Annotated in this window: 15 protein-coding genes and 3 pseudogenes; 6 read left to right on the top strand and 12 right to left on the bottom strand. The window is 62.3% G+C overall.

The features are described 5' to 3' along the window. Window positions 1–62: 62 nt before the first annotated feature. Window positions 63–290, bottom strand: a complete 228-nt coding sequence (locus ACYAS9_RS24350; protein ID WP_463570993.1) for a hypothetical protein — start codon at window positions 288–290, stop codon at window positions 63–65. 468 nt (window positions 291–758) lie between these two features. Here ACYAS9_RS24350 and ACYAS9_RS24345 point away from each other — a divergent pair, with 468 nt between their 5' ends. Then, window positions 759–3482 carry a beta-glucosidase gene (locus ACYAS9_RS24345; protein ID WP_463570992.1) on the top strand — a complete coding sequence of 908 codons (2724 nt, stop codon included), beginning with the start codon at window positions 759–761 and terminating at the stop codon, window positions 3480–3482. Between the two features lie 517 nt (window positions 3483–3999). Here the strand turns inward: ACYAS9_RS24345 and ACYAS9_RS24340 are convergent. After that, a complete protein-coding gene (locus ACYAS9_RS24340) occupies window positions 4000–4617 on the bottom strand; it encodes a TetR/AcrR family transcriptional regulator (protein WP_463570991.1) in 618 nt (205 codons plus the stop codon). A 207-nt stretch (window positions 4618–4824) separates the two neighbouring features. Here ACYAS9_RS24340 and ACYAS9_RS24335 point away from each other — a divergent pair. Beyond that, window positions 4825–5847: pseudogene (locus ACYAS9_RS24335) on the top strand (PAS domain-containing protein); the annotation flags it as partial. A 66-nt stretch (window positions 5848–5913) separates the two neighbouring features. After that, a pseudogene (locus ACYAS9_RS24330) lies at window positions 5914–6120 on the top strand (methyl-accepting chemotaxis protein); the annotation flags it as partial. Window positions 6121–6146: 26 nt separating this feature from the next. Here ACYAS9_RS24330 and ACYAS9_RS24325 read toward each other — a convergent pair. The 5 genes from ACYAS9_RS24325 to ACYAS9_RS24305 form a co-directional block, all read right to left on the bottom strand. Beyond that, entirely contained in the window at window positions 6147–7514 is a 1368-nt protein-coding gene (locus ACYAS9_RS24325) for an amidohydrolase (RefSeq protein WP_463570989.1), read from the bottom strand. After that, window positions 7480–8682, bottom strand: coding sequence for an acyl-CoA dehydrogenase family protein (locus ACYAS9_RS24320; protein WP_463570988.1), 1203 nt, complete (start codon window positions 8680–8682; stop codon window positions 7480–7482). The genes ACYAS9_RS24325 and ACYAS9_RS24320 overlap by 35 nt, the downstream gene beginning before the upstream one ends. Window positions 8683–8701: 19 nt before the next feature. After that, entirely contained in the window at window positions 8702–10051 is a 1350-nt protein-coding gene (locus tag ACYAS9_RS24315) for an MFS transporter (protein ID WP_463570987.1), read from the bottom strand. 4 nt (window positions 10052–10055) lie between these two features. Continuing rightward, entirely contained in the window at window positions 10056–12560 is a 2505-nt protein-coding gene (locus ACYAS9_RS24310) for a TonB-dependent receptor plug domain-containing protein (protein WP_463570985.1), read from the bottom strand. A gap of 106 nt (window positions 12561–12666) precedes the next feature. Further along, window positions 12667–13368: an enoyl-CoA hydratase/isomerase family protein gene (locus ACYAS9_RS24305; RefSeq protein ID WP_463570983.1), complete on the bottom strand. Its 702-nt coding sequence runs from the start codon at window positions 13366–13368 to the stop codon at window positions 12667–12669. 145 nt (window positions 13369–13513) lie between these two features. Between ACYAS9_RS24305 and ACYAS9_RS24300 the strand changes: the two genes are divergently transcribed. Continuing rightward, window positions 13514–14536: an alcohol dehydrogenase catalytic domain-containing protein gene (locus ACYAS9_RS24300; RefSeq protein WP_463570981.1), complete on the top strand. Its 1023-nt coding sequence runs from the start codon at window positions 13514–13516 to the stop codon at window positions 14534–14536. A 2-nt stretch (window positions 14537–14538) separates the two neighbouring features. Next, on the top strand, window positions 14539–16041 hold the full coding sequence (locus tag ACYAS9_RS24295; RefSeq protein ID WP_463570980.1) for a class I adenylate-forming enzyme family protein: 1503 nt from the start codon (window positions 14539–14541) through the stop codon (window positions 16039–16041). 13 nt (window positions 16042–16054) lie between these two features. On the opposite strand, the gene ACYAS9_RS24290 is transcribed toward ACYAS9_RS24295, so the two are convergent. The 3 genes from ACYAS9_RS24290 to ACYAS9_RS24280 form a co-directional block, all read right to left on the bottom strand. After that, window positions 16055–16423 carry a type II toxin-antitoxin system VapC family toxin gene (locus tag ACYAS9_RS24290; protein ID WP_463570978.1) on the bottom strand — a complete coding sequence of 123 codons (369 nt, stop codon included), beginning with the start codon at window positions 16421–16423 and terminating at the stop codon, window positions 16055–16057. Then, window positions 16420–16623: a type II toxin-antitoxin system VapB family antitoxin gene (locus ACYAS9_RS24285; RefSeq protein WP_463570976.1), complete on the bottom strand. Its 204-nt coding sequence runs from the start codon at window positions 16621–16623 to the stop codon at window positions 16420–16422. The genes ACYAS9_RS24290 and ACYAS9_RS24285 overlap by 4 nt, the downstream gene beginning before the upstream one ends. 101 nt (window positions 16624–16724) lie before the next feature. Next, window positions 16725–17522: an IclR family transcriptional regulator gene (locus tag ACYAS9_RS24280; protein WP_463570974.1), complete on the bottom strand. Its 798-nt coding sequence runs from the start codon at window positions 17520–17522 to the stop codon at window positions 16725–16727. Between the two features lie 257 nt (window positions 17523–17779). Between ACYAS9_RS24280 and ACYAS9_RS24275 the strand changes: the two genes are divergently transcribed. After that, window positions 17780–18703 (top strand): DUF2242 domain-containing protein, encoded by a 924-nt coding sequence (locus ACYAS9_RS24275; protein ID WP_463570972.1) that lies wholly within the window; start codon window positions 17780–17782, stop codon window positions 18701–18703. A gap of 4 nt (window positions 18704–18707) precedes the next feature. On the opposite strand, the gene ACYAS9_RS24270 is transcribed toward ACYAS9_RS24275, so the two are convergent. Beyond that, on the bottom strand, window positions 18708–19751 hold the full coding sequence (locus tag ACYAS9_RS24270; protein ID WP_463570970.1) for a DNA topoisomerase IB: 1044 nt from the start codon (window positions 19749–19751) through the stop codon (window positions 18708–18710). Window positions 19752–19815: 64 nt separating this feature from the next. Further along, a pseudogene (locus ACYAS9_RS24265) lies at window positions 19816–20179 on the bottom strand (threonine ammonia-lyase, biosynthetic); the annotation flags it as partial.

Raw genomic sequence — 20179 nt, 5'->3', positions numbered from 1 at the left:
GTAGGGGCACGACGTGGTTTTAATGAGTCGCCGGAGCGAAGGCGCTTTTTTAGTGCAGGCTGTTAGTTGGACGGTGTGGCGGTTTTATTCGTTGGGCGGCCGCGGGTGTTTTCGTCGGCTTGAACTTGATTGTGCTGTTTTTTCTCGGTCTTTACTTTCTTGGCCTGGGTCATGACCGTGGAATCAGGTGCGCCCGATACTGTTTCTTTTGTCTCGGCCTCGGCCGCCATAGTTGTCGCGGCGAACGACAGGGTCAGGGCAGCAATCGTACCAACTAGTGGCAATTTCATATGATGAATCTCCAGTTTTTTAACAATGTTGAAATGATGGCATCACCCTGCGGAAGGGCGTTGATGCAGGCTTCAGGCCTCGGATAGCCCGGTTTTTCACAGGGGATCGATGCAGGTTTGGTAAAAATTGTTAAACCTACAGACCTATAGGTTTAGCTAAGGTTCACTGAGTGTGTCAAAAAATTTCCATGTGTTTCATGACTGTTATATTTCGTTTGACTTCAACTAAAAACAATTGTCTTAATTTAAATGTCGCGGGGAATCACCGCGTATTTAACTGGCGTAGTGCCAGTAGTTTATTTAAGTAGTTATATCGCCCAGGTTCTTTGCTTGCAGGCGCGTCACGTTTATTCGTCCGCTGTTTCATTATGAAGCACCGGTATAGGCGAACTATTGCCCGGAATAAAAGGCGTGTGGCGTGTCAACTGCGACCATTGCGCGCAGGCGATATCAGGAGTGTTTTTATCTATGCGAACCCGTAGAACGTTTGGTGCATTGGCTCTGTTGAGCCTGGCAATCGGTCATGCCAACGCGGCGACCACCCAGGAACAACTGGCCGCCAGAGAGGTGCGCGCCGACAAGGCGGCAGAGAAAACCCTGGCGAAGATGACCCAGGAAGAAAAACTGGCCTACATCGGCGGGATCGGTGGCTGGGACGTCAAGCCGTTGTCTCAGTACGGCGTGCCACAGATTCACGGCGCCGACGGCGGCGCGGGCATCCGCTACACCAGCGAAGGCAATGATCCGGGCGTGGTCTATCCGTCCGGCCCGAACCTGGCGGCCACCTTCAACCCGCGTCGCGCCCTCGATTTCGGCCGCGCCCTGGGCTACGACACCGCCACCGGCGGCTATCAGTTCGTCACCGGTCCCGGCATGAACCTGTATCGCATGCCGTGGAGCGGCCGCGCCTTCGAATACCTCTCCGGTGAAGATCCTTTCCTGGGCGCCAGCCTCGGTCCTGCGGTGATCAACGGTATCCAGCAGCGCCGTGTCTGGGCCGAAGCCAAGCACTATGCGGGCAACGATCAGGAAACCAACCGCTTCATCCTCAATCAGGTCATGCCCGAGCGTGTCCTGCGCGAAATGACGCTGCCGCCCTTCGAGTCGGCGACCAAGAACGGCACGGTCGCGATGATGATGTGTGCGTTCCAGAAGGTGAACGGCGAGTACGCCTGCGAAAGCGAGCACCTGATCGCCAACATTCTCAAGAAGGAATGGGGCTTCAAGGGCCTGGTACAAAGCGATTACAACGCCATCGTCAATGGTCTGCCTGCCGCCAAGGCCGGCACCGACCTGGACATGATGGGCGGCCAGATGAACAGCAAGGTGCTCAAGCCGTATCTGGACAGTGGCGAGCTGGACATGGCGACCATCGATGACAAGGTCCGCCGCATCCTCAAGAACATCTACCTGTACCAGTTCGACAAAATCGCACCGTTGACTGCCCACAACATGAACAGCGCGACCAGCAACAAGGTCGCCCTGAATATCGCCCGTGAAGGCATCGTGCTGCTGAAAAACCAGAACGACGTGCTGCCGCTGGACAAGGCCAAGGTCAAGCGCATCGCCGTGGTCGGCGATCTGGCCAAATACGCGCCACCTACCGGTTTTGGCAGTGCCCACGTCGATGCCACGCACTACATCAGCGAGCTGAGCGGCCTGCAACAGATGGCGCCTGGCGCCAAGGTCGAGTTTCTCGATGGCCTGTCGCTGGACCCTGCTGCCTCCAAGTGGACGACCACCGACAGCAAGGGCAACGCCGTTGCCGGTCTGAAAACCGAGTTCTTCACCAACGCCAACTGGTCCGGCGATGCGTCGTCGACCCGTATCGACACCCACGTCGACATGGACTGGTCCACCGACGATTTGCCCAGCGATGGCGACACCGCCAACACCTCCATTCGCTGGAGCGGCCAGATGACGCCGGTCACCAGCGGCGAGCAGGTCTTCAAGGTACGCGCCGACGGTGCCGTGCGCTTGTGGGTCAACGGCCAGAAGGTCATCGACAATGGCGATGGCGAGAACATCACCAACAAGAGCATCCCGCCGACCATTCCGGTCTCGGGCAAGATCAAGCTGGAAGCCGGCAAGGCTTACGACGTCAAGCTTGAGTACTCGCGCCGCGACGGTTACCTGTCCACCATGGGCGGGCTGGTCGGCGTGCAGATGGCCTGGGCTTCGCTGACAGCACCTGCCGACCTGTCGAACTACGACGCTGTGGTGGTCGCGGTGGGTAACAGCAACGAATACGAAGGCGAAGGATTCGACCATAGCTTCGACCTGCCCGAGTATCAGAACGAGCTGATCCAGAACATCGCCAAGGCCAACCCCAACACCATCGTGACCATGCACGGCGGCACGGGCCTGAAGATGAGCGACTGGATCGACCAGGTTCCGGCGGCATTGCATGCTTTCTATCCGGGTCAGAACGGTGGTCAGGCACTGGCCGAGATTCTGTTCGGCAAGGTCAACCCGTCGGGCAAGCTGCCGATCAGTATCGAGCGCAACATCGAAGACAACCCGCTGTACGCGGACTTCCCGAACTTCGATAACACCCGCACGCTCAAGGAAATCAGCTACAAGAACGACCTGACGATGCTCGGCTATCGCGGTTACGACAAGACCGGCACCAAGCCGCTGTTCGCCTTCGGCCATGGCCTTTCCTACACCCGCTTCAGCTACAACAACATCTCGGTCACGCCGGGCGTTGCCGTGGGCAACACGCCGATCAAGGTGTCGTTCGACCTGACCAACAGCGGCCAGCGCGCAGGCTCCGAAGTGGCCGAGCTGTATGTGGGGCAACAGAACCCGAAAGTCGAACGTGCCGTCAAAGAGCTCAAGGGCTACAAGAAGGTCTTCCTGAAGCCGGGTGAAACCCGTCACGTGACCATCGAGCTCAACGACCGCTCGCTGGCTTACTACGACGACACCAGCAAGCAGTGGGTGGTCGATGCCGACACCTTCAACATCGGCGTGGGCGCGGCATCCGACGATATCCGCCTGAATGCCAAGCTGGTCAACTCGTTCCGTCAGGAACTGTCGACCACCACCAGCAACCCGCTGCCACGTTCGGCGCTGAACTCGGTCAAGGCCACGCTGCCTGCGGTCAAGACCGGCGGCCTGTTCAACCAGGACGAAAACATCGACGACAGCAACGGTAACGCCGACTACGAAGGCAACACCGAGTACTGATCCGACTCACCGCACTCGCAGGAGCGAGCGCAGCTCGCGAAAGGGCCAGTGAACTCAGCACATTTGGAGTGACTGCACCTTCGCATTCGCGAGCTGGCGCTCGCTCCCACGGAGTTTGGACATGGCTTGATACCAAGTACGACACAAATTCCGCAGGAGCGAGCGCAGCTCGCGAAAGGGCCAGTGAACTCAGCACATTCGGGGTGACTGCACCTTCGCATTCGCGAGCTGGCGCTCGCTCCCACGGAGTTTGGACAGGGCTTGATACCAAGTACGACACAAATTCCGCAGGAGCGAGCGCAGCTCGCGAAAGGGCCAGTGAACTCAGCACATTCGGGGGTGACTGCACCTTCGCATTCGCGAGCTGGCGCTCGCTCCCACGGAGTTTGGACAGGCCTTGATACCAAGTACGACACAATTTCCGTAGGAGCGAGCACAGCTCGCGAAAGGGCCGACCTGTTCAACATCTTCGGTGGCTGATAGTCGGCATTCGCGAGCCAAGTGGGCGGCCACACCGCTACGCCTGTATATCCCTTCTGACCTGGGCCATGTAGCTTTCAAAGCTGGTGACCAGGTCGGTTTTTTCCGGGAAGCGCAACCATTGCAGTTGTAGCCCGTCCATCATCGCCAGCACCTGCTGGATGGTCAGGTCCAGGTCCACATCCCCGCGCACTTCCCCTGCCGCCACGAGGTTATCGAGTCGGGCGCGCATTCTTTGATGAATCATCTGATACCGGGACTGGAACCATTCCCAGGCCGGATGCGACTCCACCAGGCTTTCGGCATTGAGAATGCTGAACGCTCGAACGACACCGGGTGCCGTGGCGTTCGACCGATTGATCTGCTGTAGCCCTTCAACGAAACCCTCCAGGGTCGGTTCGCTCTGCAGCGAGTCGGCAACCGTTTGATTGACCTCGTCACGACGGGCCAGCACGGCCATCAGCAAGGCGGCCTTGTTGGGAAAGTGATGCAGGACCCCGGCGACCGATATCCCGACCAGATCGGCAATGCGGGCAATCGATGCCCCGGCATAACCTTCCAGCGAGAACAGCCCGAGGGCGGCAACCAGTATTTCTTCACGGCGTTTTTCGCCCTTGGGGGCGCGGCGGTTTCGGGAAACAGTAGTGTCTGACATAAGCGTTTGTCTGGGGCCTCCATGGCGCACAGGTCGTGTAGGTGCCCTGTTTAACGGCGGCGCTTTTTTTAATCAACCCTGAAAGCCTGTTAAACCGACGTCCCGTCGGCGCGCCAGCAAAAATGTGTACTACAGGTGACGGGCTGAACTATATAGTTGGCAAAGTGCCATGGATGAGGCCCATTACCCTTACCGAGTGAGTTCTCCATGCTGCATCTTTTTGGTTTTCGCCGTGACAGGCGCGCGCTTGAGCAACTGTTGTCCTCTATTTCTCAAGGCGCCAGGCCGGACGTTGAAGGCTGCGCGGCGGCAGCGGCGGTCAATGACGCCTGGACGACGCTCGACGCCAGAAGTCGCAACGAACAGCAACGTATCGATGAACTGCAGCAGGAGCTGGAAACCGCGCGCAGTCTTCTCGCCGAGGCCGCCGCTTCTGCAGCCGCCTATGAAACGCGCTTTGACCTGGTCAACAGAGCCTCCAGCGAAGGGCTTTGGGACATGGAGGTGGTTGCCGGTGACCCGGTCAACCCGAAGAACCGTTTCTGGTGGTCGCAACAACTTCGTAACCTGCTGGGCTTCAATGACGAACGCGATTTCCCCAATGTACTGGCCAGCTGGGCCGACCGCCTGCACCCGCAAGACAAGCAGGCCACACTGGATGCATTTGCCAGGCATCTCAACGACAAGTCGGGCAATACGCCGTACAAGGTGCGCAACCGGCTGGCGATGAAAAACGGCACCTACCGGTGGTTCTATGCGCAGGGCGAAACCTTGCGTGATGCCAGAGGCCTGCCCCTGAGGGTCGCCGGATCGCTGCGTGATATCCACGATGAACTCGAGCGCGATCTTGAGCATGACGTGATCATCACCCGCTTCGAACTCGCCCGCGAGATGCTGTCGGACGGCTTGTGGGATATGGAGGTGATCGCCGGTGATCCGGTCAACCCGAAAAATCCCTTCTGGTGGTCGCCCCAGTTCCGCCGGCTGCTGGGCTTTGAAACGGTCGAAGAATTTCCGGATGTTCTGGACAGCTGGGCATCGCGGTTGCACCCCGAGGACAAGGACCGCAGCCTGGCGGCCTTCGGTGCGCACTTGAATGATCACTCGGGCAAGACGCCGTTCGATATCGAGTACCGTCTGAAAATGAAAACGGGCGAATACCGCTGGTTCAGGGCGCGCGGCCAGACTCGCCGTGACGCCAGTGGTGCGCCGCTGCGTGTGGTCGGTGCGCTGGTGGATGTGAACCTGCAGCATGAGCAGGATGCACTGCGTGAAACCGAGGCCGAGCATCAACGAAACCTGGAGCAGAACATCACCCAGTTGACGCAGATCGTCGGCACCATCCAGAGCATCGCCAGCCAGACCAACCTTCTGGCGCTCAACGCGGCCATCGAGGCGGCGCGCGCAGGGGAGGCCGGGCGTGGTTTTGCCGTGGTGGCCGATGAAGTGCGCAAGCTGGCCACTCGAACCACCGAGGCGACGGAACAAGCGGCGAGCATGATGGGGCGTGGTGCCTGAGTGGCCGTCTTTTATAGCCCCTCGTGACGCATATAGCGCAAGGTCATCAGGCTCAGCGCTTTTATCCCCACCGCCAGGCTCGGGTCGTCGACCTGAAAGCCTGGTGAGTGCGTCGGCCAGACGGTCTGGCCCTCCAGCGCCTTGGGCGTTACGCCCATGCGCATGAAGATCCCCGGAATCTGCCGCGCGTACTCGGCAAAATCATCCGCCCCATACGTGCCGTTATCGATCCTCACCGGCGTGGTCGACACCTGTTGCAATACCGGCAGCATGCGTTCGACCAGGGCGGTGTCGTTGTAGCCCGAGCGATAGCCGCCGGGAAGATATTCCACTTTCGCCGTCGCCCCCGACGCTTGCGCGATGCCCTGTGCGGTGTTGCTCATGCGCTTGAGCACATCGTCGCGCTGTTCGTCGCTGACGGTGCGGATCGAACCTTCCAGGCGCACTTCGGCAGGAATGATGTTGTGGCGGTCGCCGCCTTCGATACGACCCACCGAGATCACTGGCGCCGGCAGCACGCTGAGGTTCGACTGGCGGCTGGGAATGGTCTGCCAGGCCAGGATCACCTGGGCTGCGACCGGCACCGGGTCGATGCCGGTCCACGGAAAGGCCGCATGGGTCTGGCGCCCGATGATGTGCGCGACAAAGGTATCGGCCGAGGCCGTGGTGCGTGCCTTGCTCAGGGTAAAGGTGCCTGCGGTGCCTGCCGTGACATGAATGCCGAAGATCACCTCAGGCTTGGGGGCCTGCAACACGCCTTGCTTGATCATCAGCGCCGCGCCGCCTTCTTCGCCCAGTGGCGGGCCTTCCTCGGCGGGCTGGAAAATCAGCTTCAGCGTGCCCGGCAACTCATCGCGATGCGCCGCCAGCACTTCAGCCACGCCGATGGCCATCGCCATGTGCGCGTCGTGGCCACAGGCGTGCATCACGCCGATGTCCTTGCCGCGGGTGCGCAGGTCGTTGCCGATGTCCTTGGCGCGCACGGTCGAGGCGTACGGCAGGCCGGTGTTCTCGGTCAGCGGCAGCGCATCGAGCTCGGCGCGGATCGCCACCACCGGGCCCGGTTTGCCGCCCTTGAGAATGCCGACCACGCCGGTGTGCGCCACCCCGGTCTGCACCTCCAGCCCCAGCTCGCGCAGGCGTTGGGCGATGCGCTGGCTGGTGTCGAATTCGCGGTTGCCCAGTTCCGGGTGCTGATGAATGGCGTGGCGCAGCTCGATGATGCCCGGCAACAACTGGCTGACCTGCGCGGGCAGGTCGCTCCACGGATCGGTTGCAGTATCGACGGCCGCGGCCTGCGCCTGGCCCACGCTCAGCGCCAGCAGCAAGCCCAGGCCGATAAAGTCAGTACGTGAAGGCGATAGGCGGATAGTTGCCATTGAGCAGATAGTCCCCGATGGCCTTGTATTTGTAGGCCAGTGAATCGTGAGTGGTGTGGGTGCGGGCGTTGCGCCAGTGACGGTCGAAGTTGTGCCGGGTTTGCGTGGTTGCCGCACCGCCGACTTCATACAGCCGCTCGCAGACATGCAGCGCTGCACGGGTCGAGGCGATCTTGGCTTCGGCGACGCTGATCGAGGCGCGGGCCAGAATGGCGTCGAGCGCTTCGCCTTCGGCCAGGCCTTGCAGTTGCGCGGTGGCGGCTTTCTGCACCTCGCCGGCCGCTTTCTCGACCAGCGCCTGCGCGCCATGAATGCTCGCCGACAGGTCACCGATGGTGTGCAGGATGTACGGATCGTTGCTGGCCTTGTCGACACCGCTTTCGCGCACCGGCCGCGAGCCGTTGCGTGCCCAGGCGATGGCGTCGTCGAGCGCTGCCAGACCGATGCCGACATCCAGCGCGCAATGAATCAACTGCGCGCTGGCGCCGATGTAATTGCGCCGCTGATACCACTGCGCCAGTGGAATGACCTGATCGGGATGCACCTGCACATTTTCCAGCAACGTGCTGCCGCTGGCGGTAACGCGCTGGCCCATGCCGTCCCAGTCGTCGAGCAAGGTCACGCCCGGCGTACCGGCCGGCAGCATCACGTACACCGCATTGCCGTCTTCATCCACGGCTTGAATTTTCAACAGGTCGGCGAACAGGCAGCCGGTGCTGTAGAACTTGCTGCCATTGAGCACAAGCTGCTCGCCGTGACGCTCCAGCCGGGTATGAATTTCGCCGCGAAACACGCCGCTGCGCTCGGCAATCGCCCCCGACGACAAGGTGCGCTCGGCAAAGGCGCCGAGGTATTCGCGCTGCTGGCGTTCGTTGGCGATCAGGCGCAGGTGCTCGACCGTGGCGAAATGCGGAAACAGCGCCTGGGCCACGCTGGGGTCGGCCTTGGCCAGGATCATGAAAATCTGCGCCACCTGAAGCTGATCGACATCGCCGCCGCCCAGCGCTTTCGGCACCCTTGCTGCGCCCAGCCCGGAGGCGCGAATCAGGTCGAGCTGGGCAAAGGGCAGGATCCTGCCGGCATCGCGCTCGGCGGCGCCGGGTTGAATCTGGGCGGCCAGTTGTTCGGCCAGTGCTACGTAATCGGCCAGTGCTACGTTATCGGTCATTGCGTTATCCATCTGACAATCAGGCATCGGGGGAGGCATCGCGCAGCGCCTGGCGCGGGACACCGAACAACAGAATCAGGGCGCCGCAGGTCACCAGACCCGCGACGATGTACAGCGCCAGGCTGATGCTGCCGGTGTTGGTCTTGATCGAGCCGATCATGATCGGCGTCAGCAGGCTGCTGATCTGCCCGCAGCAGTTGACCATCGCCAGCCCGGCGGCCTTGGCCTGGTCCGACAGGTAATAGGTCGGAATGGTCCAGAACACCGCCGTGGCCACCAGATAGCCGCTGGTCATCAAGGTCAGCACGCTGATCGCCGCCCACGGGCTGAACAGAAAATTGGGCAGGATCAGCATGGCGCTGGCCGCCACCAGGCCGCCCAGCGCAAAGTGCCAGCGGCGCTCCTGGCGCAGGTCCGAGTGATGGCAGGCCAGCAGCATCGCGCAGACTCCGACCACATACGGCAGGGCCGAGAACAGGCCCAGCTGGCTGAGGCTGGCCACGCCCGAATCACGAATGATCGACGGCGCCCAGATATTGGTGACGTTGCCGGTGCACATGATGGTCAGGCAGTAGGCCAGGGTGATGAACCACACCTTGCGGTCCTTGAGTGCCTCGACGAAGCGCTGGTGGCCGCCGGGTTTGCGGTTCAGCCGCTCATGGGCCAGCGCCTGTTCGATGCGCTGCTTTTCATCCGCCGTGAGCCATTTGGCCGTGGCCGGTTTGTCGTCCAGCCAGTACCAGGCGAACAGGCCGGCCAGCACGGGCGGAATGCCGGTGACCACGAACAGCCATTGCCAGCCTGTAAAGCCGCCCACGCCGGCAAAGTGGCCCATGATCCAGGTCGACAACGGCCCGCCGATCATGCCGCACACGGCAATCGCCATGATGAAGCGCGAGGTGATGCGCGCCCGGTAACTGGCCGGAAACCAGTAGGTCAGGTACAGGATCACACCGGGGAAGAACCCGGCTTCGGCGGCACCCAGCAGAATGCGCAGCACATAAAACTGCATCGGCGTCTGGGCAAACGCGGTGGCGATGGTCACCAGCCCCCAGAGCACCATGATGCGCATCATGGTTTTCTTGGCGCCGATCTTTTCCAGCAACAGGTTGCTGGGGATCTCGAACAGCAGATAACCGATGGAGAACACGCCGACGATGATGCCGAAGGTCGCGTCGCTGATGTTCAGGTCGGTCTTGAACTGCAAGTGGGCAAAGCTGATGTTCACCCGGTCGAGCCAGTTGAGCACAAAGCACAGAAACAGGAATGGCATGATCCGCCAGGCCAGCTTGCGGTACAGCGCCCGGTCGAAACCCTGGTGATCGGCGTCCAGCCCGTGCGCGGCTGGCGTAGCGTTTGAATGGCTCATGCGATCACCAGCTCACGTCGACTTTGGCGAAGTAGTACGCACCTTCCAGGCCGTAGGGCGAATACCAGCTGTAGGTCGGGTTGTCGGTGGGGAAGAAGTAGAAGCGCTTGGCCTCGGCATTCAGTTGCTGTGGCCGGCGGTCAAAGATGTTCTCGCCGCCCACGGTCAGCTTCACCGAGTCGGTCAGGTAGTAACCCAGGCTCAGGTCGGTGATGAAGGCGGCGCGGATCTTCTCGTCGCGGCTCTCGGAAATCTGGTTTTGACCGACGACCTTCGAATAGCGCGTGCCCTTGAGGTTGACGTCGAAGTCGCCCAGTTGCCACGCCAGGTTCAGCGAGGTGACGTTTTTCGGGTACGCGGTGGTCAGGTTGCCCTGACGGTCGCGGCCCACGGCGCTGACGCCGGTGCCGGCCAGCGCGGCAGGCTCCTTGATCTTCTCGATGGTCTGCAGGCTCTGGTTGCTCAGCAGGGTCCATTGGGTCTTGCCGTACTGGCCCAGGTCGTAGCGATAGTCGGCGACCAGGTCGATGCCGCGGGTGCGGGTGTCGGCCAGGTTGCCGAAGTACGAGACGATCTGGTTGGGGTTCAGGCCCTGGCCGGCCAGCACGTTGGAGACGGCGGTGCCTTGCAGGTTACTGGTCTGCAGGATGCGGTCCTTGATGTCGATCTGGTACAGGTCGACGGTGACATTGAGGTTGTCGGTCGGAGTCGCGACAAAGCCCAGGCTGTAGTTCAGCGAGCGCTCGGGGTCGAGTTTTTTCGCGCCCAGCGCACGGCCGGCGGCATCGTCGACGGTCACATAGCGGGTGGTGTTCTGCTCCAGCTGGCCGGTGAAGCTGTTGGCGCGCCAGGCGGTCAGCGACGACGAGTAGTTTTCCTGCTGCAACGACGGCGCACGGAAGCCATTGCTGACCGTGCCGCGCACCGCGAATTGCGGAGTGAAGGCATAGCGGGTCGACAGCTTGCCGCTGGTGGTGTCGCCAAAGTCGCTGTAATGCTCGAAGCGCCCGGCCAGGCTGACATCCCATTTCTCGGTCAGGCTCTGGTTGAGGTCCACATAGCCTGCGGTGTTGGTGCGTGAATAGTTGTGCGCGTCCTGCGGGGTGAAACCGGCCAGGCCCGGTGCGCCGGGGTTGGGGCGCTGGCCGGCCAGCGGATGGCCGACCGGGAACACATAGCCGCCGTCGCCATAGGAGGCGTAATCGCCGGCTTCGATCTCGAAACCGTCGCGGCGAAACTCCAGGCCGGTGGCCACGTTCAGCGGCTTGGCGAACAGGCCGGTGTCGAAGCTGCGGGTCAGGTCAAGGTTGTTGGTCCACTGGCTGGCGATCAGATGGCCGCCGTCCATATTGCGCGGGCTGTCGGCACCGAACGACGGGTTCAGCGAGCGCTCGTTGCGGATATTGGCGTCGTTGCGGCCAAAGCTGCTGCTCAGGTCCCATTTCCAGCCCAGCAGGTTTTCATTGCGAATGCCGATCACGCTCTGGAAATCGTCCTCTTCGACGACAAAGCGCGGCGCGAAGCCTTCCGGGTACACCGAGACGATGTTCTGCGGCGAGTTGGCGGTGCGGTAAGTGCCCCAGCTGGTGGAGTTGCGGTGGCTGACGGTCGAGAACGAGTACAGGGTGACATCGTCGTTGAGCGGCAACTCGGCGTTGTAACCCAGGTTGTAGGTCTGCGAACGCGGCTGGCCAAGTTGCTGGCGATAGCGGCTTTCGCTGGTTTCCCGTGGGTCGGCCTGGCCGTTCTGCGGGAAATAGATGCGCGTCGAATCCGGCACGGCGCCGGCGACGTTGGAGCTTTCCTGAATGCCGATGTCGGCGCTCAGGCTGAAGAAACCGTCGTTGGGCAAGGCAAAGCCCTGGTTGATCTGCCCCTGGCCGCGTGCCCCGAAATTGCCCTTGCCGCCGACCCGCTCACGGTACTGGCCATACAGCGCGCTGGCGCTGCCGCCGTGATCATTGCCCTTGAGAATGATGTTGATCACCCCGGCAATCGCATCCGAGCCGTACTGGGCGGCGGCGCCGTCGCGCAGCACTTCGATGTGGTCCACGGCGCTGACCGGAATCAGGTCCAGGTCGGCCGGCGACTGGCCGCTGGAGGTCGCGGCGGTCTGCACGAAGATCAGCGAGGTGTTGTGCCGGCGCTTGCCGTTGACCAGCACCAGCACATGGTTACCACCCAGACCGCGCAGGGTCGCCGACTTCACCGCCAGCCCGGTGCCGCCGGTAAAGCCTGCCGCGTTGGTGTACGACGGCACGCTGGCGGCCAGCGCATCGCGCAGGTTCTGCTTGCCGGAGCGCGCCAGCGCCTCGCCGCTGATGACATCGATGGGCGCCAGGCTCTCGGCCACGGTGCGGCCGCTGTCGCGGGCGCCGGTGACCACCACGGTTTGCAGGGCGGTGTCCTGCTCATCGGCGGCCAGCGCCAACGGCGCGGTGCACAGGCCCAGGATACTGACGGTCAACAGGCTGAGACGGGGGCGAAACGGTCTGCAAGGGCGAAACATGCTGAGGCTCCAAATGAAGCGCCGCTTCCATTCCTGGTGGTGGGTGTGCCTGACAGTACTGGTGGGGCGAAAAAGTGTGGGCAGATCTGGTTATGGTTTTTCGTGTCTAGCGGTCGAGCATCACGTCGATGCGCGCTTCGTCGACCAGTGCCAGGTGGCGTTTCAGGCGTTCATTGCGTTCGGCAAGCAACAGCGTCCTGGTCCAGGCAACCGCCCTGGGGTCATGGGCGGCCAGTTGCGCAGCCAGCTCCAGTGCACGGCTGAACGGGTCGTCGACCACCTCGTTGACCAGCCCCAGGCTCAAGGCGTGGGCGGCATCGAATGGGCGGGCGCTGAGCATGATGTCCAGCGCCGCCGCTTCGCCGATCAGGGCGGGCAGGGTGATGGCGCTGAAGCCCGAGAGCATGCCGTGGCGCACTTCCGGAAAGCTGAACTGCGTGTCATGCCGGGCAATACGAAAATCGCAATGAATCGCCAGGCTGATGCCCAGCCCTAACGTGTGGCCATGCAGTGCGGCAACCACCGGCTTGCGCAACGGGATGCCGACACCGGGCAGCGCACGGGCGAGCACTTCGCTGCTGGCGGTCTGCCCGGTGGCCTGGATTTCCTTGAGGTCGGAACCGGCACAGAACGCCCGTTCGCCTGCGCCACGCAGCACGATCGCGCGCACTTCATCATCGTCCTGGGCACGCTGCCACACCTGACCCAGTTCGGTTTTGGTCTGGCTGTTCAGCGCATTCAGGCGCTCCGGGCGGTTGAGGGTGACCAGCAGGACGCCTTCGCCCAGCTTCTGATATTCGACTGTCATGACTGATTTCGCTGATTTCGAAAGAAAGACGCATTGCCTCTTGAGGTCGGCGTCGAAGTGGGGAAAACTTAAAGTATGTGCACAATGCAAACAACATGTTTGTTATATGAACATATTATTAGATGGTTACTAACGGTTATAAATGATGAAAGCGATCGTTCTGAAAGGCTTCGGTGGCCCGGAGCAACTGCAACTCGAAGAAGTGCCCACCCCGACGGCAGGCCGTGGCGAAGTGCTGGTCAAGGTGCATGCCGCCGGCGTCTGCCATCACGATGTACTCCATCGCGCCGGGCAATTGCCGGGGGCGCACACCGGCGTGGTGCTGGGGCATGAAGTGGCCGGCGAAGTGGTCGAAGTCGGCGCCGATGTGCTGAACCTGGACATTGGTGCGCGCGTGGTGATCTACCAGCGGCGCTTCTGCGGGCAATGCCGGCAATGCCTGCGCGGTCGCCAGGATTTGTGCCGCGCCCTGGGTTTGCCCTCGGTCGACACCGAAGGCGCCTACGCCCAATACCTGCGCGTGCCGGCGATATCGGCGGTCGAATTGCCCGATGGCCTGGACTACACCCAGGCGGCGCTTGCCTCGTGCCCGATTGCCACCAGTGTCCGCGCACTGCATGGCGAGGCGGCGCTCAAACCCGGCGAAAGCGTGCTGATCAACGGCGCCAGCGGCGGCCTTGGCGCGCATCAGGTGCAATTGGCGCGGGCCTTGGGCGCGCGGGTCATCGCGGTGACCGGCAGCGCCGACAAGCGCGAGTTTCTGCAGGCGCTCGGAGCCCATGAAGTGGTCGTCAGCCATGGCGATTACAGCGCGCAGGTCTGGCAACTGACCGGCAAGCGTGGCGTCGATGTGGCGATGGAAAACCTTGGCCACACGCTGGGCGAAACCCTGCGCAGCATGACCCTCGGCGGGCGCGTGGTGGTGCTGGGCAATGTCGACCCCGGTGCGGTGCCGATCGCGCCCGGCCTGTTGATCGGCCGGCGCCTGAAGATTCAGGGCTCGGGCAGCGCGACACTCGAAGAACTGCGCACCGCGCTGGCGCTGATTGCCGCAGGCCAGGTGCGGCCGCTGATCGACCGGGTGTTGCCGTTTACCGAAGTGGCGCAGGCGCATGCGCTGCTGGAGTCGCGGCAGGTCAACGGGCGCATCGTCCTGAGCGGGTGGTAAGTATGGACATCAGCACACTGCTGCACCAGGCCGCCTGCAAATGGCCCGAGCGCACCGCCCTGCATGAACCGGCCAGCGCACGCCGCCTGACCTTTGCCGAACTCGACCAGGCATTGAGTGCCTTCGGCCAGACCCTTGAGCAGCGGGCGATTGCGGCCGGTGCGCGGGTGGCGCTGCTGGCCGATGCCAGTATCGACTACCTGCTCGCCGACTATGGCTGCATGGCCAACGGCCGGGTGCGGGTGCCGCTGGACCCGGCCTTGTCCGTTGAAGAACTGCTGGCGCAGGTGCGCGATGCCCAGGCCTCGTTACTGCTGTATTCCAGCCAGTACCAGGCGCTGATCGAACCGCTGCGTCAGGCCGGTGTGCAGTGCCAGGCGCTGGAAAACTTCATCGCAGTGGCGGACGTTGCAGCTGCGGATGTTGCAGCAGCGCCACGCCCGGCCCGGCCTGCCGATTCGCTGGCCTCGCTGAACTACACCGGCGGCACCACCGGCGTGCCCAAGGCGGTGATGCATCGGCATGCGAGCCTGTGCGCGGTGTTGCAGAACATCGTCATGGCCCGTGGTGCGGTGCCCGGCGACGTGTTGCTCAACGTGCGGCCGCTGTGGCCGATCGCCGCCGTCGCGGTCTTGGGGCATCTGCTCAGCGGCGGGCAAGTGGTGCTGGGCGGGCGTTTCGAGGCGGCGACCTTTATCGGGCAATTGCAGCAGCACGAGGCGGCATTCAGCTCGCTGGTGCCGACCCAGTTGCTGCGGTTGCTGCGTGAAGCCGGCACGCAGGCCGCCGCCTTGCCGCGATTCAAGACCCTCGACATCGGCGCCGCTGCCCTGGCCAGCGAAGTGCTCGACGGTGCCTGCGGTGTGTTTGGCGACCGCCTCAGCGTGCTGTACGGCATGACCGAAGCGCCCTGGAGTTGCTATCTGTCGGCGACGCAGATGGCCGACGTGCGGGCGGGCGGCGAGTCGGCGGAAGGCCTGGTGGGGCGGCCGGTGTTTTCCAGTGCCGTGCGCATCGACCGGCCCGATGAGCAGGGCACAGGTGAAATCCTGATTGCCGGCCCGCAACTCATGGCCGGCTACTGGCAGCAGTCCGACCTCAGCGCGCAGGTGTTGGAAGACGGCTGGCTGCGCAGCGGCGATCTGGGCCGCATCCGCCCGGACGGTCTGCTGCTGGTGCAGGGCCGCTGCAAGGACATCATTCGCAGTGGCGGCAAATCGGTGCAGCCCGGCGAAGTCGAGCAAAGCCTGCTGGAACATGCGCAGGTCAGCGATGCCCATGTGTTCGGTCTGCCGGACCTGGAATGGGGCGAGCAAGTCTGCGCGGTGGTGGTGCCCGGCGAAGGCGGCGCGCTTGATAGCGAAGCGCTGATCGAACATTGCCGCGCGCGGCTGTCACGCTTCAAGGTGCCGCGGCGCATCTGGTTTGTTGAGGAGCTGCCACGTTCGCACTACGGCAAGGTCCAGAAAAAGCGCCTGCTCGAAATGCTGGGGGTGGACCTGTAGGAGATCATTCGCATTAACGAGCCAAATGAGCTATTTCCAGCGCTGTAGCGAGGTGGGCAAGGCGTTTATCGTGCGTCCAAAGCAATGAGTGGGTCATCATTGCAGAGGCTAATAAAACCATATCGACCAGTCCGCAGCCCATGCCATAGAGCTTACGGTGTTCTACAAAGGTCATGACCTCATCCAGAGTGGGCTGCTGGCTGTATCTGAGACTGGAAAGATCCGCCAGTGTGTTCACTCTTTCCGGGGGAGTACCACACGCTATCTCCCCCAGAATCATTGGATGAATCAGCACACGATCTTGTTGTAAAAGCGCGATCAGGTGCTTATCTCTGTCGCGGAAATGGCCCACCCATACCGACGTATCGACTAAAACATTCATCGACTGGTCTGGGCGTTACGCCGCGGTATTTCTTCCATGGAGGGAGCGCCAGAACCCAAGGCAGCCAGACGCTTTGCGGCTTGTACCCGGACAAACGTCTGTATTGCCTCTCGAAATAGATCCGCTTTATCCATGTCAGGATCTGCGACTTCAAGCGCACGTTTGTAGAGTGCATCGTCGATGGTCACCGTGGTTCTCATAGTGCAATCTCTCATCAAAATTGATTCATTTATGCATCATTTCTGATGATTATGCGGCCGGTCATTTTGGAAGTCTATGCCCGGTAATGGGACCAATGTGTTTACACATCCCCCAACTGCGCCGCAATGCCGTCGCAGGCGCGGCGCACGTGGCTGGCCAGGGCCGATTGGGTGTGGATTTCACTTTCCATGTCGAGGCCGGCCACGACCAGTGCGCCGATCGCCGGGCCGCCGTTGGGGCGGATCGGGTAGGCCAGCGATGACAGTCCGGGCTTGAATTCGTTGTGGCCGAAGGCAAAGTGATCCTGCTGTTGGATCGTCTCCAGTGCCGGCAGTGCCTTGGCATGACGTTCCAGGCCCAGCAGGGCGATGGCGCTGGCCGGGCTGTAGGTCGCCAGGATGGCGCGGCCGCTCGGGCTGCCATCGAGGGGGAAATGGTCGGCCAGATCGACGATCACGTTCAGCGGCGTAATGGGCGTCCACATGCGTTCGATCAGCACCACCTGATCGCCCACCGGAATCGACACCGACACGATGGCCTGCCGGTCACCGGTCACGCGCTGCAATTCGATGGCGTAGGGCAGGGCGATCTTGCGCAGGTTCAGGCGGTTCAGGTAGGCCGTCGAATAGACCAGGCATTCCGGGCCCAGGCGGTAGGTGCCTTGCTGCGATTCGATCAGGCTCCAGTAGGTGAGGGTCTTGAGCAGTCGATGAATGGTGGTGCGGTCGATGCCGGTCAGGCGCGCCAGGTCCAGTGCGCTGGCGCCATGCTTGAGGCCGGCCAGGGTCCGCAGCAGCACGATAGAGCGGTCAATGACCTGCACACGCCCGCCGGCGGTCTGTTCCTTGCCGGATTCCTGGCTGGGGGCGGGTGTGGAATGAATCGAGGAGATGTCCATTGTGACTGTGGGTTCCGAATCGTCTGCAGGGCGTTCACGGGCGCGGCGGTCTGCAAGGGTAGCCGTGATCTGCACCAGGGTGAAGCGCCGAGTGCCTCCCGATGACTGCCGGGCCGGCAATTGAAACAGCAAATGTATCAACTTCCATGTCAACTCTGCGTTGATCCGTTGTCTGCCTTGTTGCAGACTTGTCGCCTACGTTTTAGATGTACCCTCTTGGCCTTGTCGTCTTGTCGCTACTTTCCCCGGGATTCTCGATGTTCAATTTTCTGAATGTGCGCACGGCATGCTGGGTGGCCGCCTTGCTGCTGGCCGCAGGCTGCTCTTCCAACAAGAAGCAGGCGATCTACGATCACGAGCATTTCGACGATGCCGGCACCTATTCGCGCAGCTACCCGGCCAGCGACGTGGCCTCTTGCGAGGCGGCGCGCCGGGCCTTGCTCAGCCAGGGCTACATCATCACCAGCAACGACCCGAAGATGATCAGCGGGCGCAAGAGCTTCCAGCAGACCGGCGATACCCATATCGAGATCAGCTTCAACGTGGTCTGTGCCGATGACACCCGTCCCGGCACCTCGAGCATGTTCGCCAACGCCCTGCAGGACCGCTACGCGCTGAAGAAAACCAACACCTCGGCCAGTCTGGGCGTCGGCGTGCTGGGTTCGGTGTCGATGCCGATCGGTTCCACCGACGACTCGATGGTCAAGGTCGCCAGCGAAACCGTGGCCTCGGACAAATTCTATGAGCGCTTCTTTGGTCTGGTAGAGAACTTCCTGCCGGCCGAGGTCAAGCAGGCGGCGCATATCGTCGAAAAACCCAAGGCCGACATGGGCGTGCCGGAAGTCGCCCCGGCGCCGGCAGCGGTCCCGGTTGCGCCGGCAGCATTGTCAGCCCCGGCAGCGGTGCCGCCGATAGAAGCAACCCCGGCGCCAGCCGCCGAGCCTGTCAGCGAATCGCCCGTTACGCCGGTGAGCAGCCAGCCGCAGGCGGCGCCGGTGGAGTCGGAGTCGATCAAGGTCGAGACCTTCGAAGCCCCGGCCGCACAGCCGAGCGAAACTGTTCAGCCGGCTGCAGAACAGCCCGCCACCGAGCAACCGGCTCTGGAAATCGAACCGTTGTCCACGGAGCCTGCGTCCACGCAGCCGCCGTCAGAACCGATCAAGGCCATGCCGATCCCGTAACCGCTCAGGGTTTGCTCGCCATGCTTTGCGCGTGCAGTTGCTGAAGAAACGCCGTCAGCGCGACTTCTTCAGCACTCAGCCCCTGACGTTTACGCGAGCGCGGCAGCTTGGCCAGCTCGCCCAGCACAAAGCCTTCCAGCACCGCCGGGTGGATATAGCACTTGCGGCACACCGCCGGCGTGTTGCCCAGCTCTTTGGCCACGTTCTTGACCATCTCGACGATGTGCTTTTTCGCGTCAGCCTCCGGTTCCCAGTCCAGTTTGCGCAAGGTCGTCAGCGCCATCACGCTGCCGGCCCAGGTGCGGTAATCCTTGGCGGTGAAATCGGCGCCGGTCAGGCTGTGCAGGTAAGCATTGACGTCCGATGAAGTGATGCCGTGGCGCTGGCCGTCCTCGTCCAGGTACTGGAACAGGTTCTGCCCCGGCAGCTCCATGCAGCGCTTGATGATCCGCGCCATGCGCTTGTCCTTGATGCTGATCTGGTGCTCGACGCCACTCTTGCCGCGAAACTGAAACAGAATCTCGCTGCCCTTGATGTCCACATGCTTGTTGCGCAGCGTGGTCAGGCCGAACGAGCGGTTGTCGCGGGCATAACGCGAGTTGCCGATGCGGATCAGCGTCGCGTCCAGCAACATCACCACCGCCGCGATGACCTTGTCACGGCCCATGCCGGGCGCGCCCATCTGCGCTTCAAGTTGCTTGCGCACCTTGGGCAGGGCCGAGCCGAAGGCCATCATGCGCGTGTATTTGTCTTCGTCGCGAATCTCGCGCCAGCGCACGTGATAACGGTACTGCTTGCGCCCGCGCGCATCGCGCCCGGTGGCCTGCAAGTGGCCGCGCGGGTCGGCGCAAATCCAGACGTCGGTGTAGGCGGGCGGGATGACCAGCGCATTGATCCGCGCGATCTCGGCCTTGTCGCGGATGCGCTGGCCGTCCAGATCGAAATAGGCAAACTTGCCACGCAGGATTTTCCGGCTGAAGCCGGGCTGGCTGTCGTCGACGTAATGCAAGTCGCTGGGGAGCTGTTCGGCGGCGATGGCATCGGGCATGAAGAAAGGTCCTGAAGGGCATATCTTCATGGACCGTCGCCGCGTTTACAGGTGCGAAATATCTTTAACCCAGAAACAAGCGATATGCCGGGTTATGCGTTTCGTCCCAGTACGGGTAGCCAATCTCCTGCAACGTGTCCTTGACCAGGTCGTGCTCGTCCTCAGGCACCACCAGCCCGGCCACCACCCGACCGTCGGCCGCGCCGTGGTTGCGGTAGTGGAACATTGAAATGGTCCAGCGCCCGCCGAGCTTGTTGAGGAAATTGAATAGCGCGCCCGGCCGCTCCGGAAACTCGAAACGCAGCACCAGCTCATCACTGACCCGCTCCGAATGGCCGCCGACCATGTGTCGGATATGCAGCTTGGCCAGTTCGTTATCGGTCAGGTCGACCACCGGGAAGCCTTGTTCGCTCAGGCTGGCAATCAGT

Source organism: Pseudomonas sp. HP_08 (assembly GCF_055284095.1).
The sequence above is the reverse complement of the archived record's forward strand: the minus strand, read 5'-3'. Positions and strand labels throughout refer to the sequence as shown.

What these genes read in the sequence shown, in the direction of transcription:
- ACYAS9_RS24290 (WP_463570978.1), bottom strand. Translation starts at nt 16,423, where the DNA reads ATGAATGTTTTAGTCGATACGTCGGTATGGGTGGGCCATTTCCGCGAC.
- ACYAS9_RS24320 (WP_463570988.1), bottom strand. Translation starts at nt 8,682, where the DNA reads ATGACCGATAACGTAGCACTGGCCGATTACGTAGCACTGGCCGAACAA.
- ACYAS9_RS24345 (WP_463570992.1), top strand. Translation starts at nt 759, where the DNA reads ATGCGAACCCGTAGAACGTTTGGTGCATTGGCTCTGTTGAGCCTGGCA.
- ACYAS9_RS24305 (WP_463570983.1), bottom strand. Translation starts at nt 13,368, where the DNA reads ATGACAGTCGAATATCAGAAGCTGGGCGAAGGCGTCCTGCTGGTCACC.
- ACYAS9_RS24310 (WP_463570985.1), bottom strand. Translation starts at nt 12,560, where the DNA reads ATGTTTCGCCCTTGCAGACCGTTTCGCCCCCGTCTCAGCCTGTTGACC.
- ACYAS9_RS24270 (WP_463570970.1), bottom strand. Translation starts at nt 19,751, where the DNA reads ATGCCCGATGCCATCGCCGCCGAACAGCTCCCCAGCGACTTGCATTAC.
- ACYAS9_RS24350 (WP_463570993.1), bottom strand. Translation starts at nt 290, where the DNA reads ATGAAATTGCCACTAGTTGGTACGATTGCTGCCCTGACCCTGTCGTTC.
- ACYAS9_RS24275 (WP_463570972.1), top strand. Translation starts at nt 17,780, where the DNA reads ATGTTCAATTTTCTGAATGTGCGCACGGCATGCTGGGTGGCCGCCTTG.
- ACYAS9_RS24280 (WP_463570974.1), bottom strand. Translation starts at nt 17,522, where the DNA reads ATGGACATCTCCTCGATTCATTCCACACCCGCCCCCAGCCAGGAATCC.
- ACYAS9_RS24325 (WP_463570989.1), bottom strand. Translation starts at nt 7,514, where the DNA reads ATGGCAACTATCCGCCTATCGCCTTCACGTACTGACTTTATCGGCCTG.
- ACYAS9_RS24315 (WP_463570987.1), bottom strand. Translation starts at nt 10,051, where the DNA reads ATGAGCCATTCAAACGCTACGCCAGCCGCGCACGGGCTGGACGCCGAT.
- ACYAS9_RS24295 (WP_463570980.1), top strand. Translation starts at nt 14,539, where the DNA reads ATGGACATCAGCACACTGCTGCACCAGGCCGCCTGCAAATGGCCCGAG.
- ACYAS9_RS24340 (WP_463570991.1), bottom strand. Translation starts at nt 4,617, where the DNA reads ATGTCAGACACTACTGTTTCCCGAAACCGCCGCGCCCCCAAGGGCGAA.
- ACYAS9_RS24285 (WP_463570976.1), bottom strand. Translation starts at nt 16,623, where the DNA reads ATGAGAACCACGGTGACCATCGACGATGCACTCTACAAACGTGCGCTT.
- ACYAS9_RS24300 (WP_463570981.1), top strand. Translation starts at nt 13,514, where the DNA reads ATGAAAGCGATCGTTCTGAAAGGCTTCGGTGGCCCGGAGCAACTGCAA.